Consider the following 15,278-nt stretch of genomic DNA (forward strand, 5'->3'; position numbering starts at 1 on the left):
GACCCCACAAGAACAGTCACACGAGCGAGAGGCAGATATGAGCACGCTGCACCAGGACAGCATCATCATCGACGGCTTGAACATCTCGAAGTTCGAGAAGCCGGTGTTCGAAGACATGCGCAAGGGTGGCATCACCGCCGCGAACTGCACGGTATCGGTGTGGGAGAACTTCACCAAGACCGTCGACAACATCGGCGTGATGAAGAAGAAGATCCGCGACAACGGCGAGCTGCTGACGCTGGTGCGCACGACGGACGACATCTTCCGCGCGAAGAAGGAAGGCAAGACGGGGATCATCCTCGGCTTCCAGAACGCGCACGCGTTCGAGGACAACCTCGGCTACATCGAGGCGTTCGCCGACATGGGCGTGCGCGTCGTGCAGCTCTGCTACAACACGCAGAACCTGGTCGGCACCGGCTGCTACGAGCGCGACGGCGGCCTGTCGGACTTCGGCCGCGAAGTGATCACCGAGATGAACCGCGTCGGCATCATGGTCGACCTGTCGCATGTGGGCGGCAACACGTCGTCGGAAGCGATCGCGTTCTCGAAGAAGCCGGTGTGCTACTCGCACTGCCTGCCGTCGGGCCTGAAGGAACATCCGCGCAACAAGAGCGACGCGCAGCTGAAGGAAATCGCCGACGCGGGCGGCTTCGTCGGCGTGACGATGTTCGCGCCGTTCCTGAAGCGCGGGATCGAAGCGAACATCGACGACTACATCGAGGCGATCGACTACGTCGTGAACCTGATCGGCGAAGACGCGGTCGGCATCGGCACGGACTTCACGCAGGATTTCGCGAAGGAATTCTTCGACATGCTGACGCATGACAAGGGCCGCTATCGCCAGCTGACGAACTTCGGCAAGGTGATCAACCCGGACGGCATCCGCACGATCGGTGAATTCCCGAACCTGACCGCGGCGATGGAACGCCACGGCTGGAAGGAGTCGCGCATCCGCAAGATCATGGGCGAGAACTGGGTGCGCGTGTTCAAGGACGTGTGGGGCGCGTAAGCGCCTGCCGGCCCGACCCGCCAACAGCGATTCAACATTAGAAAAATCGGGACGTGCCCGCGCAAGCCGCGCGGGCACGCGGACGATATCGCGCCTGCGCCTGAGTCGCGCGGCGAATTTTCCTCACGGAGTCACCACGATGCAACCGCAACTGCCGATCAACGTCGATCCCGATACCGGCGTCTGGACCACCGACGCGCTGCCGATGCTGTACGTGCCGCGTCACTTCTTCACGAACAACCACGTCGCCGTCGAGGAAGCGCTCGGCGTCGAAGCGTATGCCGAGATCCTCTACAAGGCCGGCTACAAGTCCGCGTACCACTGGTGCGACAAGGAAGCGAAGCAGCACGGCATCACCGGCATGGCGGTGTTCGAGCACTACCTGAAGCGCCTGTCGCAACGCGGCTGGGGCCTGTTCTCGATCATCGAAGCCGATCCGGCCAGCGCGCGCGCGAAGATCGAACTGCGCCACTCGTCGTTCGTGCTCCAGCAGCCGGGCAAGGAAGGCAAGCTCTGCTACATGTTCGCGGGCTGGTTCGCCGGTGCGATGGACTGGGTCAACGACACGACGCCGGAAGGCAAGAACGCGCCGCGCGCGCAATCGAAGGAAGTGCAGTGTGCGGCCGAGCATCACGACCACTGCGTCTTCGAAGTGTCGCCCATCGCGCACTGACGCTGACGTCACGACACAGCTGCACAACAACACCCGCAACACGAGACATTCGAACGCCAGAGGTCGCCTGCGATGCGTTATCCCCACCTGTTCAAACCCATGCAGCTGAACCAGCTGACGCTGCGCAACCGGATCGTCAGCACCGCGCACGCCGAGGTGTATGCCGAGCCGGGCGGCCTGCCGGGCGACCGCTACATCCGCTATTACGAAGAGAAGGCGAAGGGTGGCGTCGGCCTCGCGATCTGCGGCGGCTCGAGCCCCGTGTCGATCGACAGCCCGCAAGGCTGGTGGAAGTCGGTGAACCTGTCGAACGACAAGATCATCGACCCGCTCACGCGTCTGGCCGACACGATGCACAAGCACGGCGCCAAGATCATGATCCAGGCGACGCACATGGGCCGCCGCTCGTCGTTCCACGGCGAGCACTGGCCGCATCTGATGTCGCCGTCGGGCGTGCGCGAGCCGGTGCACCGCGGCAACGCGAAGATCATCGAGATCGAGGAAATCCGCCGCATCATCGGCGACTTCGCGGCCGCCGCGAAGCGCGTGAAGGCGGCCGGCATGGACGGCATCGAAATCTCGGCCGCGCACCAGCACCTGATCGACCAGTTCTGGAGCAAGCGTTCGAACCATCGCACCGACGAGTGGGGCGGCAGCCTGGAGAACCGTCTGCGCTTCGGCATCGAAGTGCTGACGGCCGTGCGCGAAGCGGTCGGCAAGGACTTCTGCGTCGGCTTGCGGATGTGCGGCGACGAATTCCACGAGGACGGCCTCGATCACGAAGCGCTGAAGGAAATCGCGCAGGCGATGTCCGAGACGGGCCTGGTCGACTACCTGAGCGTGGTCGGCTCGGGCGGCGATACGCACAACACGATCGCCAACTGCATGCCGCCGATGGCGCTGCCGCCGGAGCCGTTCGTGCACCTCGCGGCCGGCATCAAGTCGGTGGTGAAGATCCCCGTGATGCACGCACAGAGCATCCGCGATGCGGGCCAGGCCGAACGCCTGCTCGCGAACGGCATGATCGACCTGGTCGGCATGACGCGCGCGCAGATCGCCGATCCGCACATGGTGATCAAGATCCGCGACGGCCGCGAAGACGAAATCAAGCAGTGCGTGGGCGCGAACTACTGCATCGACCGCCAGTACAACGGCCTCGACGTGCTGTGCATCCAGAACGCCGCGACGTCGCGCGAAGCGACGATGCCGCACATCATCGAGAAGTCGCGCGGCCCGAAGCGCAAGGTGGTGGTGGTCGGCGCCGGCCCCGCGGGCCTCGAGGCCGCACGCGTCGCGAAGCTGCGCGGCCACGACGTCGTGCTGTTCGAGAAGAACACTGAAGTGGGCGGCCAGGTGATGATCGCCGCGAAAGCGCCGCAGCGCGAGCAGATGTCGGGGATCATCCGCTGGTTCGATATGGAAACGAAGCGCCTCGGCGTCGACCGGCGCCTCGGCGTCGCCGCCGACGAGAAGATGATCATGGCCGAGAAGCCGGACATCGTCGTGCTCGCCACCGGCGGTTCGAGCTTCACGTGGCAGGTGCCGGCGTGGGGCGTCGCCGAGGGCCTCGCCGTCAGCTCGTGGGACATCCTGACCGGCAAGGTCGAGCCGAAGCAGAACGTGCTGCTGTTCGACGGCGTGAGCACGCATGCGGGCGCAGGCGTGGCCGACTTCATGGCGAGCCGCGGCTCGAAGGTCGAGGTGGTGACGCCCGACGTGAAGGTCGCCGACGATTGCGGCGGCACGACGTTCCCGATCTTCTATCGCCGCCTGTATGCGCTCGGCGTGATCCCGACGCCGAACACCATGCTCGACCGCGTGTACGAGGAAGACGGCAAGATCATCGCCGTGCTGCGCAACGAATACACCGAAGAGCTCGAAGAGCGCGCGGTCGACCAGGTGGTGATCGAGAACGGTTCGTCGCCGAACGACGAGCTGTACTGGAAGCTGAAGCCGGAGTCGGTGAACCGCGGCCAGATCGATCCGCACACGCTGTTCGCGGCCGAGCCGCAGCCGTGCCTGTCGGAAGAACTGGGCAACGGCCGCTTCCTGCTGTTCCGTGTCGGCGACTGCATCTCGATGCACAACGTCCACGGTGCGATCTACGACTCGCTGCGTCTCGTGAAGGATTTCTAAAAAATGAATCCGGCTTTCCTCATTACCGCACTGCTGTGGCTGTCGGTGGCGGGGCTCGCGTTCGCGGTCGCGAAGCGCTCGTCCTACTGGCGTCTCGGGCGCGCGACGGCGCCCGGCTCGTTCGGCGTCGCGAACCTGTTCGCGATCCCGAAGCGCTACTTCGTCGACCTGCACCACGTGGTGGCCCGCGATCCGTACATCGCGAAGACCCACGTCGCGACCGCCGGCGGCGCGATCGCCGCGCTCGCGCTGGTGTTCGTCAACTACGGCCTCGCGATCTACTCGCCGTGGCTCGACAAGCTGATCTTCCTCGCGGCGCTCGCGATGCTCGTCGGCGTGGTGTTCGTCTGGCGCCGCCGCGCGGCCAAGGACGTGCCGGCCCGCCTGTCGCGCGGCCCGTGGAACGCGCTGCCCTGGCTGCTCGGCTCGTTCGCGCTCGGCCTCGTGCTGTTCATGGTCGTGCCGACCGGTGCGATGTCGGGTGCGTTCGCGGTGCTCTGCGCGCTGTTGATCGGCGCCGGCGCGTTCACGATGACGGTCGGTGCCGCGAAGGGCGGCCCGATGAAGCACGCGATCGCCGGCCTGCTGCACCTCGCGTTCCACCCGCGCCAGGAGCGTTTCGCGGCGACCCGCGATTCGTTCACGGGTAACGGCACGGCCACGCCGCCGACCGCGCTGAAGCTGCCGGACATCCAGCACGAAGAGTACGGCGTCGCGAAGCCGGTCGAATTCCGCTGGAACCAGCTGCTCAGCTTCGATGCGTGCGTGCAGTGCGGCAAGTGCGAAGCCGCGTGCCCCGCGTTCGCGTCGGGCCAGCCGCTGAATCCGAAGAAACTGATCCAGGATCTCGTCGTCGGGATGGCGGGCGGCACCGACGCCGCGTACGCCGGCAGCCCGACGCCGGGCCTCGCGGTCGGCCAGCATCGCGGCGAGCCGAACGGCCCGATCGTGTCCGGCCTGATCGAGGAACAGACGCTGTGGTCGTGCACCACCTGCCGCGCATGCGTGCAGGAGTGCCCGATGCTGATCGAGCACGTCGACGCGATCGTCGACATGCGCCGCAACCGCACGCTGGTGCACGGCACGGTGCCGGGCAAGGGCCAGGAAGTACTCGCGAACCTGCGCGAGACCGGCACGATGGGCGGTTACGACACGGCCGCACGCTACGACTGGTCGGTCGACCTGAACGCACCGGTCGCGCAGCCCGGCAAGCCGGTCGACGTGCTGATCGTCGCGGGTGAAGGCGCGTTCGACATGCGCTATCAGCGCACGCTGCGGGCCTTCATCAAGGTACTGAACAAGGCGGGCGTCGACTATGCGGTGCTCGGCGGAACCGAGACCGACACGGGCGACGTCGCACGCCGCCTCGGCGACGAAGCGACGTTCCAGCAGATGGCGAAGCGCCTGATCGGCACGCTCGGCTCGCTGTCGTACAAGCAGATCGTGACGGCCGACCCGCACGTGATGCACAGCCTGCGCAACGAATACCGCGCGCTCGGCCTGCGCGTGACGGTCAAGCACCACACGACCTACATGGCGGAACTGGCCGACAGCGGCAAGATCGCGCCGAAGGCCGTCGAAGCGCTGAGCGAGAGGCGCACCACGTATCACGATCCGTGCTACCTCGGCCGCTACAACGGCGAGACGGAATCGCCGCGCAAGCTGCTGAAGACGATCGGCATCCAGGTCGTCGAGATGGAGCGCAACGGCATGCGCGGCCGCTGCTGCGGCGGTGGCGGCGGTGCGCCGCTGACCGACATCCCGGGCAAGCAGCGGATTCCCGACATCCGCATCGCCGACGCCCGCGCGATCGGCGCCGACGTGGTCGCGGTCGGTTGCCCGAACTGCACGGCGATGCTCGAAGGCGTCGTGGGCCCGCGCCCCGACGTGCTCGACGTGGCCGAACTCGTTGCCGCCTCGCTGGAGTGAATCGATGAACACGATCAAACGAATCGATCCGCGCCGGCCGTTCATCATCACGGCCGCCGGCCTGAAGCGCATCACGCTCGGCCAGGAAGGCAGCGCCGATGCGAGCGCCGCGCAGTGGTCCGCGCATGGCCACGGCGCCGCGGCCGCGAAGCCGCGCCGCGCGGTGCAGGACCCGAAGCACGTGATGCTGGTGGTCGCGCACACCGAGCGCGGCGCGCTCGACGATCATGCGCGGCAGGCGATCGCCGCCGCCGCGGTGCTCGCCGATGCGCAGACGGAGGTCGCGCTGCTGGCGTTCGGCGAATTGAAGGATGACGCCGCGGAACTCGGCGTCGACAAGCTGATCGAGCTGGTCGACTTCGACCGTCGCTCGTTTGCGCCGGAAAGCGAATTGCAGGCATTGCAGGCATGTGCCGCGGCGCTCGCGCCGAAGCACGTGTTCGTGCCCGACAACGCGACCGGCGACGGCGATCTCGGCCGGCGTTACGCGGCGGCCGCAGGCGCGAGCGTCGCGACCCACGTGGTCGAGATCGACGCGAAGCATGTCGGCGCGTATGCGCAGGCCGGCCGCGCGTTCGCGACGCGCGGGCTGCCCGACGTGATCCTGCTCGCGCAGAACGCGGTCGAAGCCAAACTGCCGTTCGTCGGCGCGGGCGATCGCCTGGCCGCCGACTTCATCCGCCCGGCTGCCGATGCGTCGCAACCGTACCGCGATCTGGGCCTCGAGGAAATCGACGCGGCGCAGGTCGCGCTGGAGGAAGCCGATTTCATCGTGTCGGCCGGCAACGGCGTGTCCGACATCGGCGCGTTCGAACAGCTCGCCGGCGCGTTCGGCGCCGCGATCGGCGCGAGCCGTGTCGCGGTCGACAACGGGCACTTCACGCGCGACAAGCAGGTGGGCGCGACCGGCAAGACCGTCGAGGCGAGCGTGTACATCGCGTTCGGCATCTCCGGCGCGGTGCAGCACTTGCAGGGGATCAAGGATTGCCGTCACGTGATCGCGGTGAACCTCGACGGCAGCGCGCCGATCGCGAAGCGCGCGAACCTGACGGTGGTGGGCGACGCGCAGGCGACGATCGCCGCGCTGATCGAACAGGTGCAGGCCGCGCGCGCGTCGCGCGGACAATCGCCGACCGCGGTCGGCGCCCGTGAAACGGAAGGAGTCGCAGCATGAACGCCCCCCGCCAGTTGCAACGCATCGCGGTGCTCGTGTCCGTGGGCCGGCACCCGGTCAGCGGCACGGCGCGCTACAGCCGCAACGACGCGGCCGCGCTCGAAGTCGGCCGCCAGCTCGCGGAACGGCATCGCGCGCAGCTCGACGTGATCCATGCGGGCGATCCCGCCAATGAAGCGCTCGCCGAATACCTCGCGCTCGGCGCACGCCAGGTCGAGGTGCTGGCGTGCCGCGACGGCGACGATGCCGCGCAGGCGCTCGCCGCGCGCGTCGAAGGCTACGACCTCGTGCTGACCGGCACCCGCGCCGAAGGCGCGTACGACACCGGGATGCTGCCGTATCGCGTCGCTGCGGCGCTCGGCTATCCGCTCGTCGGCTCGGCCGTCGACGTGACGGTCGACGGCGGCCGCGCGGCAGTCCGGCAATTCTTGCCGAAAGGGCTGCGGCGGCGTGTCGACGCGGCGTTGCCGGCGGTCGTCGCGGTCCATCCGCTCGCGAACGTGGCGCCGCTGTACGCGTATGCGCGGCTGCGCGCCGGTGCGATCCGCCCGGCGCTCACGTCGGCCGGCGCGGACGCCGACGCGGGTGCATGGAAGGTCGGTCCGATCGAGCGTAAACCCGTAAAGCTGGTCGCCGCGGAGAAGCGCTCGGGGCATGCCCGGATGCTGTCCGCGACCACGACCGAAAGCCGCGGCGGCAACGTCGTAAATGAAGGGAGTTCAGTCGAAAAAGCACAAGTGATCCTCGCGTATTTGCGCGAGCATCAGCTCATCGACTACTGATTTTGATGCCTGTCGGCAACAACACTGGGACGCAAGGAATCCGGAGCAAACGATGAAAGTATCGGCAGACATTCGCGCACTGATCGAACGCCGCAAGGAAGGCTACAGCCTCGAGGCGCCGTTCTACACGAGCGAGGAAATTTTCGCCCTCGACATGGAGGCGATTTTCCGGCAGCACTGGATCCAGGTCGCGGTCGAACCGGACATTCCCGAGCCGGGCGACTACGTGACCGTGGAACTGGGCAGCGACTCGATCCTGATCGTGCGCGACGACGACATGGAAATCCGCGCGTTCCACAACGTGTGCCGTCACCGCGGCGCGCGTCTGTGCAACGAGGACAAAGGCTCGGTCGGCAACATCGTGTGCCCGTACCACAGCTGGACCTACAACCTCACCGGCCAGCTGATGTTCGCCGAGCACATGGGCGAGAAGTTCGACCGCTGCAAGCACAGCCTGAAGTCGGTGCACCTGCAGAACCTCGCGGGGCTGATCTTCGTGTGCCTCGCCGAGGAGCCGCCGGTCGACTTCGCGCAGCTGCGCGCCGAGATGGAGCCGTACCTGCTGCCGCACGATCTGCCGAACACGAAGATCGCCGCGCAGATCGACATCATCGAGGAAGGCAACTGGAAGCTCACGATGGAGAACAACCGCGAGTGCTATCACTGCGTCGCGAACCATCCGGAGCTGACGATCTCGCTGTACGAATACGGCTTCGGCTACCAGCGTTCCGACGCGAACGCCGAAGGCATGGACGCATTCGCCGAAACCTGCGTGCGCCGCGGCAAGGAGTGGGCCGAGATGGGCCTGCCGTCCGCCGAAATCGAAAAGCTGCTCGACGTGACGGGTTTCCGCACGCAGCGCCTGCCGCTCGATCGTCACGGCGAATCGCAGACGCTCGACGCGAAGGTCGCATCGAAGAAGCTACTCGGCAAGTTCGACCAGGCCGACCTCGGCGGCCTGTCGTTCTGGACGCAGCCGAACTCGTGGCACCACTTCATGAGCGATCACATCGTGACGTTCTCGGTGATTCCGCTGTCGGCCGGCAAGACGCTCGTGCGCACCAAGTGGCTCGTGCACAAGGACGCGAAGGAAGGCATCGACTACGACGTGAAGAACCTGACGGCCGTGTGGAACGCGACCAACGACCAGGATCGCGCGCTCGTCGAGTTCTCGCAGCGCGGCGCGACCAGCAGCGCATACGAGCCGGGCCCGTATTCGCCGTACACGGAAGGTCTCGTCGAAAAATTCTCGGCCTGGTACATCGGCCGGCTCGCCGAAAAAACCGGCGCGTAGTACCCAGCACCACCCAGTACTGAAGCGGAGCTACAGATGATGCGAGATGCGGCCAATTTCGAGCCGGCGGACAGCCGGGTGACCCACCCGGCGTTCTGGAACGCGCTGCCCGAGCGCTGGACGAGCGACGTCGAGGAAACGCTGGTGTGCTGCCACGTTCGGCAGGAAACCCACGACGTGAAGAGCTTCTTCTTCCGTTCGCCGCAAGGCCGTGCGTTCTCGTTCGAGCCGGGGCAGTTCATCACGCTCGAGCTCGACATCGACGGCGAGACGATCAACCGGTGCTACACGATCTCGTCGTCGCCGGCGCGGCCGCACACGATCTCGATCACGGTCAAGCGCGTGCCGGGCGGCAAGGTGTCGAACTGGCTGCACGACAACCTGCAGCCCGGCGCGTCGGTGCGCGTGCTCGGCCCCGCCGGCGAATTCACGTGCGCCCGCCATCCGGCGCGCAAGTACCTGTTCCTGTCGGCCGGTTCGGGCGTCACGCCGCTGATGTCGATGAGCCGCGCGCACCATGATCTCGCCGAGGATCGCGACATCCTGTTCGTGCACAGCGCGCGCACGCCGGACGACATCATCTTCGCGCGCGAGCTCGACCTGATCGCGTCGAACCATACGAACTTCCGCACGTCGTTCGTCGTCGAGCGCGTCGGTGCGCGTACCAACTGGCCGGGCGTCACGGGCTTCCTGACGCTGCCGCTGCTGAAGCTGATCGCCCCTGATTTCATGGAGCGCGAGATCTTCACGTGCGGTCCCGCGCCGTACATGAAGGCCGTGCGCGACCTGCTCGACGAAGCCGGCTTCGATCGCAAGCAGTATCACGAGGAAAGCTTCTCGTTCGAAACGCTCGCGCAGACCGCGAGCGACGAGGTGCTCGCCGAACTCGTGCCGGCCGCCAACGATGGCGACGTCGCGACCCGGCAGTACACGGTCAGCTTCGCGAAGAGCAATCGCGAGATCGCGTGCGGCTCCGAGCAGCACGTGCTCGATGCGGCGCGCCAGTCGGGCGTGCGGCTGCCGGCGTCGTGCACGCAGGGCATGTGTGGCACTTGCAAGGTGAAGCTCGTGTCGGGGCAGGTCGAGATGAAGCACAACGGCGGCATCCGCCAGCGCGAGATCGATCAGGGGATGGTGCTGCTGTGCTGCAGCAAGCCGCTGTCGGATCTCGTGATCGACAAGTAAGTCGCAACAAGCCATCGGCTGTCTGGACGCGTCGCGTCCAGACAAGCATCCGTCGGAAAACAACGATACCGCGGATTTGTGGTTGAAGAACCTAGAGAGGCAACGCGCGGTTTGCGCATATCAAGGAGATCGACCATGAAGCTGTTCGGAAAACTGCTGTGGACTGGCGCCGTGTCGGCGATGGTGGCACTGAGCGCGTCGGCGCTCGCCGATACGAAACCGACGTTGAAGATCGGCTACGTCGAAGGCTGGGACGACAGCGTCGCGACGTCGAACGTCGCGGCCCGCGTGATCGAGAAGAAGCTCGGTTATCAAGTTCAGCTCGTGCCGGTGGCTGCCGGGATCATGTGGCAGGGCGTCGCGCGCGGCGATCTCGACGCAACGCTGTCGGCCTGGCTGCCGGTCACGCACGGCTCCTACTGGAGCGAATACAAGAGCAAGGTCGTCGACGTCGGCGCGAACTTTCCCGACGCGAAGATCGGCCTGATCGTTCCCGATTACGTGAAGGCGAAGAGCATCGAGGATCTGAACGCCGAGAAGAGCAGCTTCGGCGGCCGGATCGTCGGCATCGATGCCGGTGCGGGCGTGATGCGCAAGACCGACGAAGCGATCAAGAACTACGGGCTGAGCTACACGCTGATGCCGAGCTCGGGCAGTGCGATGACGGCCGAACTGTCGCGCTCGGTCGGCGCGAACAAGCCGGTGATCGTGACCGGCTGGGCGCCGCACTGGATGTTCGCGAAGTGGAAGCTGCGCTTCCTCGAGGATCCGAAGAAGGTGTTCGGCGGTGCGGAGCACGTCGACAGCGTCGTGAACCCGCAGCTCGAGACGAAGGCGAAGCCGGTCATCACGTTCCTGAAGAAATTCCAGTGGAAGCCGGGCGAAATCGACAGCGTGATGCTCGCGATCCAGAACGGCTCGAAGCCGGAAGCGGCCGCTGATGCATGGATCGCCGCGCATGCGGACCGCGTGAATTCGTGGACTGAAGGCGCACAGTAATCACCGCGGCGATTCGTCGCGAGAAGCACCATAAAAATACGCCGGGAATGGAACGCAGGAATCCGAAATAATCGTGACTTCATGCGGCCATATCCCGGTTTTCTTTTACTGATTCTGCAAAAAAGCCCGTAAGTTGTTACACTACGGCCCTTGTGCGGAGTCATCACAGGAGGAATTGGATGAGTCAGGCAGGACTGCGTGCGAACCGCACCAGTGATGTTGGAACACCCATCTCACATGATTCGACGGGCCACACGCTGCAGCGTGGCCTGACTTGGAAAGACGCATTCTGGGTAACGAGCGGCGTGCCGGCAGGCGTGCTGTTCACGATCGGCGGCGTATGCACGACGATCGGCCAGCCCGCGTGGGCGATCTGGATCGCCGCGATCACGATGGGGCTGATTCAAAGCGCGACTTATGCGGAAATATCGGGGCTATTTCCCCATAAATCGGGCGGCGCGTCGGTGTATGGCGCGATCGGCTGGGTCCGTTACAGCAAGCTGATTGCCCCGGTTTCCGTGTGGTGCAACTGGCTCGCGTGGTCGCCGATGCTCGCGCTCGGCTGCGGCCTCGCGGCGAGCTATGCGCTCACGAGTCTCTTTCCCGCCAACGCGGCGGTGCTGCAATGGCAGCTCAGGATCGCGGATCTCGGTTTCATCAAGCCGGGTCTGTCTCTGCGAATCAACGCGACGTTCGTCATCGCGACGATTCTGCTTCTCATCACGTTCAAGCTTCAGCATAGCGGCGCATCGAAGGCTGCGCGTACCCAGCGCATTCTCGGCATTGCCTCGCTCACGCCGCTCCTGATTGTCGGCATCGTGCCGTTCATCACCGGCGACGTGCCGATGTCGAACCTGCTGCCGCTGCTGCCGCTCGGTCACGACGCGCAGGGCAATCTCACGGCCGCGACGTTCGGCTCGTGGAACGGGCAGGGCGTGACGATGGCGCTCGGCGCGATGTTCATGGCCGGCTGGGCATCGTACGGTTTCGAAACGGCCGTCTGCTACACGCGTGAATTCCGCGATCCGCGGCGCGACACCGCGAAGGCGATTTTCTGGTCGGGCGCGCTGTGCCTGGTCGTGATGACGCTCGTGCCGATGGCGTTCCAGGGCGCGCTCGGCACGCAGGCGATGCTCGATCCGGCGATCGGCGACGGCACCGGTGTCGCGGCCGCGATGGCGAAGATCGTCGGCGGCGGCGCGTGGGTCGCGAATGCGGTCGTCGTGATGCTGATGCTGTCGATCCTGCTGATCGTGATGACGTCGATGATGGGCTCGTCGCGCACGCTGTACCAGGCATCGGTCGACGGCTGGCTGCCGAAGTACCTGTCGCACGTGAACGAGCACGGCTCGCCCACGCGCGCGATGTGGACCGATCTCGGCTTCAACCTCGTGTTGCTGATGATGTCGGACTACATGACGGTGCTGTCGATCTCGAACGTCTGCTACATGTTGTTCGTATTCCTGAATCTCCAGTCGGGCTGGATCCACCGGATGGATCGCGGCAACTGGGATCGGCCGTTCCGCTGCCCGACCTGGCTGCTCGTCGCCGGTTCGATCTGCGGCTACGCGAACCTCGTCTATGTCGGCGCCGGTGCGAACCTGCAGGGCGAGGGCACGCTGCGCAACGGGCTGATCGCGATGCTGCTGATCGTGCCCGTGTTCCTGTTCCGCCACTACTGGCAGGATCGCGGCCGGTTCCCCGCGCAGATGCAGCACGACATGGAGCTCGAAGTGCCGAAGCGCGCGATGTGGCTGAACCTGATGCCGTATGCGGCGCTGGTTGGCGCCGGGCTCACGATCTGGCTGTCGTATTACTTCGCGTGGGTGAAATAGAAACAAGCGCGTGACGCTTCGCGCGGCAAACCCGGCCACCGCACCCGGGCCGCCGCGCGAAGCGTGTGATGGATGCGATAAAAAAACCGACCGGCTGATGCCGGTCGGTTTTTTTGTTGGCTGCGCGCCGAATGGAAGCGGCGAACGCTTACGGAAACACCACCGTCCGGTCGCCGTTCAGGAACACGCGGCGCTCGATGAATGCCTTCACCGCGCGCGCGAGCGTGATGGACTCGACGTCGCGGCCGACCGCAAGCAGCTGCTCGGGACGCAGCGCATGATCGACGCGCTCGACCACTTGCTCGATGATCGGACCTTCGTCGAGATCGTCGGTCACGAAGTGAGCCGTCGCGCCGATCAGCTTCACGCCGCGCGCATGCGCCTGGTGATACGGCTTCGCGCCCTTGAAGCCGGGCAGGAACGAGTGATGGATGTTGATCGCGCGGTTCGCGAGCTTCGCGCTAGTTTCCAGCGACAGCACCTGCATGTAACGCGCGAGGATCACGAGCTCGGCGCCGCTCGATTCGAAGAAGTCGAGCCACTGCGCTTCCTGCTGCGCCTTGGTGTCGGCCGTGATCGGGAAGTGGCGGAACGGCAGCCCGTGCTGCACGGCGAGCGGCTCGAAGTCGGGATGGTTCGACACGATGCCGACGATGTCCATCTTCAGCTCGCCCATCCGCCAGCGGAACAGCAGGTCGGCGAGGCAGTGCTCGAGCTTCGACACCATGATCAGCACCTTCGGGCGCGCGTTCACGTCGTGGATCGCCCATTGCGCAGCGCCTGCGCCGCCGCCGGCGAGCGCGGCCGCGATCGGCCCGAATTCCTGGCGCAGCGCGTCGATCTGTAGCGTTTCATCCGTCGGATGAAACACGCAGCGCACGAAGAAGTGGTTGCTGAGATCGTCGTCGAACACGTTCAGCGCATCGACATAGCAGCGATGGCGCTCGAGAAAGCCGACGACGGCGGCGACCTGGCCGGCCGCGCTCGGGCACGACAGCGTCAGGACGAATTGATCGGGGCGTGAGTCGGCGGTCATGAGATTCCTCGGATGTCATGGGGCGCGAACCCGCGCGGCGGCGCAGCGGGGCGCCAGGCTACGCGGGTAGCGGGAGGCTCAAGTAAATCAGGACGATTTGGGCGCGGATAGAACCAACGCGCCGTGTGGCTGGTATCGGCGCGCCAGCGCGGCCGGGCCGGCCAGCCCACCCCTCACGCCGGCGCGCACGCATCGAGCAGCCAGCGCCGGAACACGTGGGTCGCGTCCGGCTCGGGCCGCTGCGGCGGCCGCACGAGGAAGTACCCGCGCGACGTGACGACGGGCGCGTCGACGAGCTTCACGAGCTGCCCGGACGCGACGAGCTCGTCGACGAGCGGCGCCCAGCCGAGCGCGACACCCTCGCCGAGCAGCGCCGCATGGATCACCAGCGCATAGCTGTTGAAGGTCACGCCGCGCGCGGCGGCCAGCGCGTCGAGGCCGTGCGCGTCGAACCAGGCGGCCCACGACAGCCAGCGCTCGGGCCGGGTCGCTTGCACGTGCAGCAGCGGCAGCGCGTGCAGATGGTCGGGCCGCGCGACGTGCGGATGCGCATCGCGGAACGCGGGCGAGCAGACGGGCGTGACCGATTCGGGAAAGAGGCGCGCGGCGGTGCACGACGGCCAGTGTCCGTCGCCGAACAGGACCGCGATGTCCGCGTGGTCGCGCTGCGCGTCGTAATCCTGTGACGTGACGACCCGCACGTCGACGTCCGGCATCACGCGCTTCAGGCCCGCGAGGCGCGGCATCAGCCAGTAGGTCGCGAACCCGAAATCCGTGACGATCGTCAGCGTGCCGTGCTCGCGGCGCGCGCGCAGCGTCGCCGTGGCGCCGCGCAACGTGTCGAGGCTCACCCGCACGGCTTCGTACAGGCACTGGCCGTCGCTCGTCAGCGTGACGCCGCGCGGGCTGCGCTCGAACAGCGGCACGCCGAGTTCCGCCTCCAGCTGGAACACCTGCTGGCTCACGGCCGGCTGCGTGGAGCCGAGCTCGCGCGCGGCGGCGGTGAAGCTCTGCAGACGCGCGGCCGATTCGAACGCGCGCAGCGCCTGCATCGACGGTAACGGTTCGGATTTCGACATAAGTCTCTCTAATGGCCCCATAAGGGCCGGACGCCTTCCCGCGCGAATTCGGGCGGGCGATAGTGCTTCGGACGGCACGGCGTTGCAGCCGCCCTTCCGCGATTCTGCCAGTCGCGGAACGTGCGCGCGGCACTTTCTGCAGGCCGC

Annotated in this window: 12 protein-coding genes; 10 read left to right on the top strand and 2 right to left on the bottom strand. The window is 66.2% G+C overall.

The genetic code is table 11. From position 1 onward, the window contains the following. Positions 1 to 37 precede the first annotated feature (37 nt). The 10 genes from C7H84_RS00375 (at position 38) to C7H84_RS00420 (ending at position 13,016) form a co-directional block, all read left to right on the top strand. Positions 38 to 1,009, top strand: coding sequence for a dipeptidase (locus C7H84_RS00375; protein ID WP_034186088.1), 972 nt, complete (start codon positions 38 to 40; stop codon positions 1,007 to 1,009). 139 nt (positions 1,010 to 1,148) lie between these two features. Further along, on the top strand, positions 1,149 to 1,682 hold the full coding sequence (locus tag C7H84_RS00380) for a DUF5943 domain-containing protein (RefSeq protein ID WP_121856876.1): 534 nt from the start codon (positions 1,149 to 1,151) through the stop codon (positions 1,680 to 1,682). A gap of 72 nt (positions 1,683 to 1,754) precedes the next feature. After that, the gene (locus tag C7H84_RS00385; RefSeq protein WP_121856877.1) at positions 1,755 to 3,818 is read left to right on the top strand and encodes an NADH:flavin oxidoreductase; all 2,064 of its coding nucleotides are present in this window, start codon (positions 1,755 to 1,757) and stop codon (positions 3,816 to 3,818) included. A gap of 3 nt (positions 3,819 to 3,821) precedes the next feature. Next, a complete protein-coding gene (locus C7H84_RS00390; protein ID WP_121856878.1) occupies positions 3,822 to 5,747 on the top strand; it encodes a (Fe-S)-binding protein in 1,926 nt (641 codons plus the stop codon). Positions 5,748 to 5,751: 4 nt separating this feature from the next. Then, positions 5,752 to 6,921, top strand: a complete 1,170-nt coding sequence (locus C7H84_RS00395) for an electron transfer flavoprotein subunit alpha/FixB family protein (RefSeq protein ID WP_121856879.1) — start codon at positions 5,752 to 5,754, stop codon at positions 6,919 to 6,921. Continuing rightward, positions 6,918 to 7,703: an electron transfer flavoprotein subunit beta/FixA family protein gene (locus tag C7H84_RS00400; RefSeq protein ID WP_121856880.1), complete on the top strand. Its 786-nt coding sequence runs from the start codon at positions 6,918 to 6,920 to the stop codon at positions 7,701 to 7,703. Before C7H84_RS00395 ends, C7H84_RS00400 begins: the two co-directional genes overlap by 4 nt. Positions 7,704 to 7,755: 52 nt before the next feature. Next, complete coding sequence (locus tag C7H84_RS00405; protein WP_121856881.1) at positions 7,756 to 8,997, top strand: aromatic ring-hydroxylating dioxygenase subunit alpha; 1,242 nt, start codon at positions 7,756 to 7,758, stop codon at positions 8,995 to 8,997. A 36-nt stretch (positions 8,998 to 9,033) separates the two neighbouring features. Beyond that, a complete protein-coding gene (locus C7H84_RS00410) occupies positions 9,034 to 10,182 on the top strand; it encodes a hybrid-cluster NAD(P)-dependent oxidoreductase (protein WP_121856882.1) in 1,149 nt (382 codons plus the stop codon). 135 nt (positions 10,183 to 10,317) lie between these two features. After that, the gene (locus C7H84_RS00415) at positions 10,318 to 11,181 is read left to right on the top strand and encodes a glycine betaine ABC transporter substrate-binding protein (RefSeq protein WP_121856883.1); all 864 of its coding nucleotides are present in this window, start codon (positions 10,318 to 10,320) and stop codon (positions 11,179 to 11,181) included. 179 nt (positions 11,182 to 11,360) lie between these two features. Beyond that, on the top strand, positions 11,361 to 13,016 hold the full coding sequence (locus tag C7H84_RS00420) for an APC family permease (RefSeq protein ID WP_121856884.1): 1,656 nt from the start codon (positions 11,361 to 11,363) through the stop codon (positions 13,014 to 13,016). Positions 13,017 to 13,164: 148 nt separating this feature from the next. Here C7H84_RS00420 and C7H84_RS00425 read toward each other — a convergent pair whose 3' ends face one another. Continuing rightward, positions 13,165 to 14,052 carry a formyltetrahydrofolate deformylase gene (locus C7H84_RS00425; protein WP_121856885.1) on the bottom strand — a complete coding sequence of 296 codons (888 nt, stop codon included), beginning with the start codon at positions 14,050 to 14,052 and terminating at the stop codon, positions 13,165 to 13,167. 173 nt (positions 14,053 to 14,225) lie between these two features. Beyond that, positions 14,226 to 15,152 (bottom strand): LysR family transcriptional regulator, encoded by a 927-nt coding sequence (locus tag C7H84_RS00430; RefSeq protein ID WP_121856886.1) that lies wholly within the window; start codon positions 15,150 to 15,152, stop codon positions 14,226 to 14,228. Positions 15,153 to 15,278 lie beyond the last annotated feature (126 nt).

This window comes from Burkholderia sp. Nafp2/4-1b, from assembly GCF_003635165.1.
Taxonomy (GTDB): domain Bacteria; phylum Pseudomonadota; class Gammaproteobacteria; order Burkholderiales; family Burkholderiaceae; genus Burkholderia.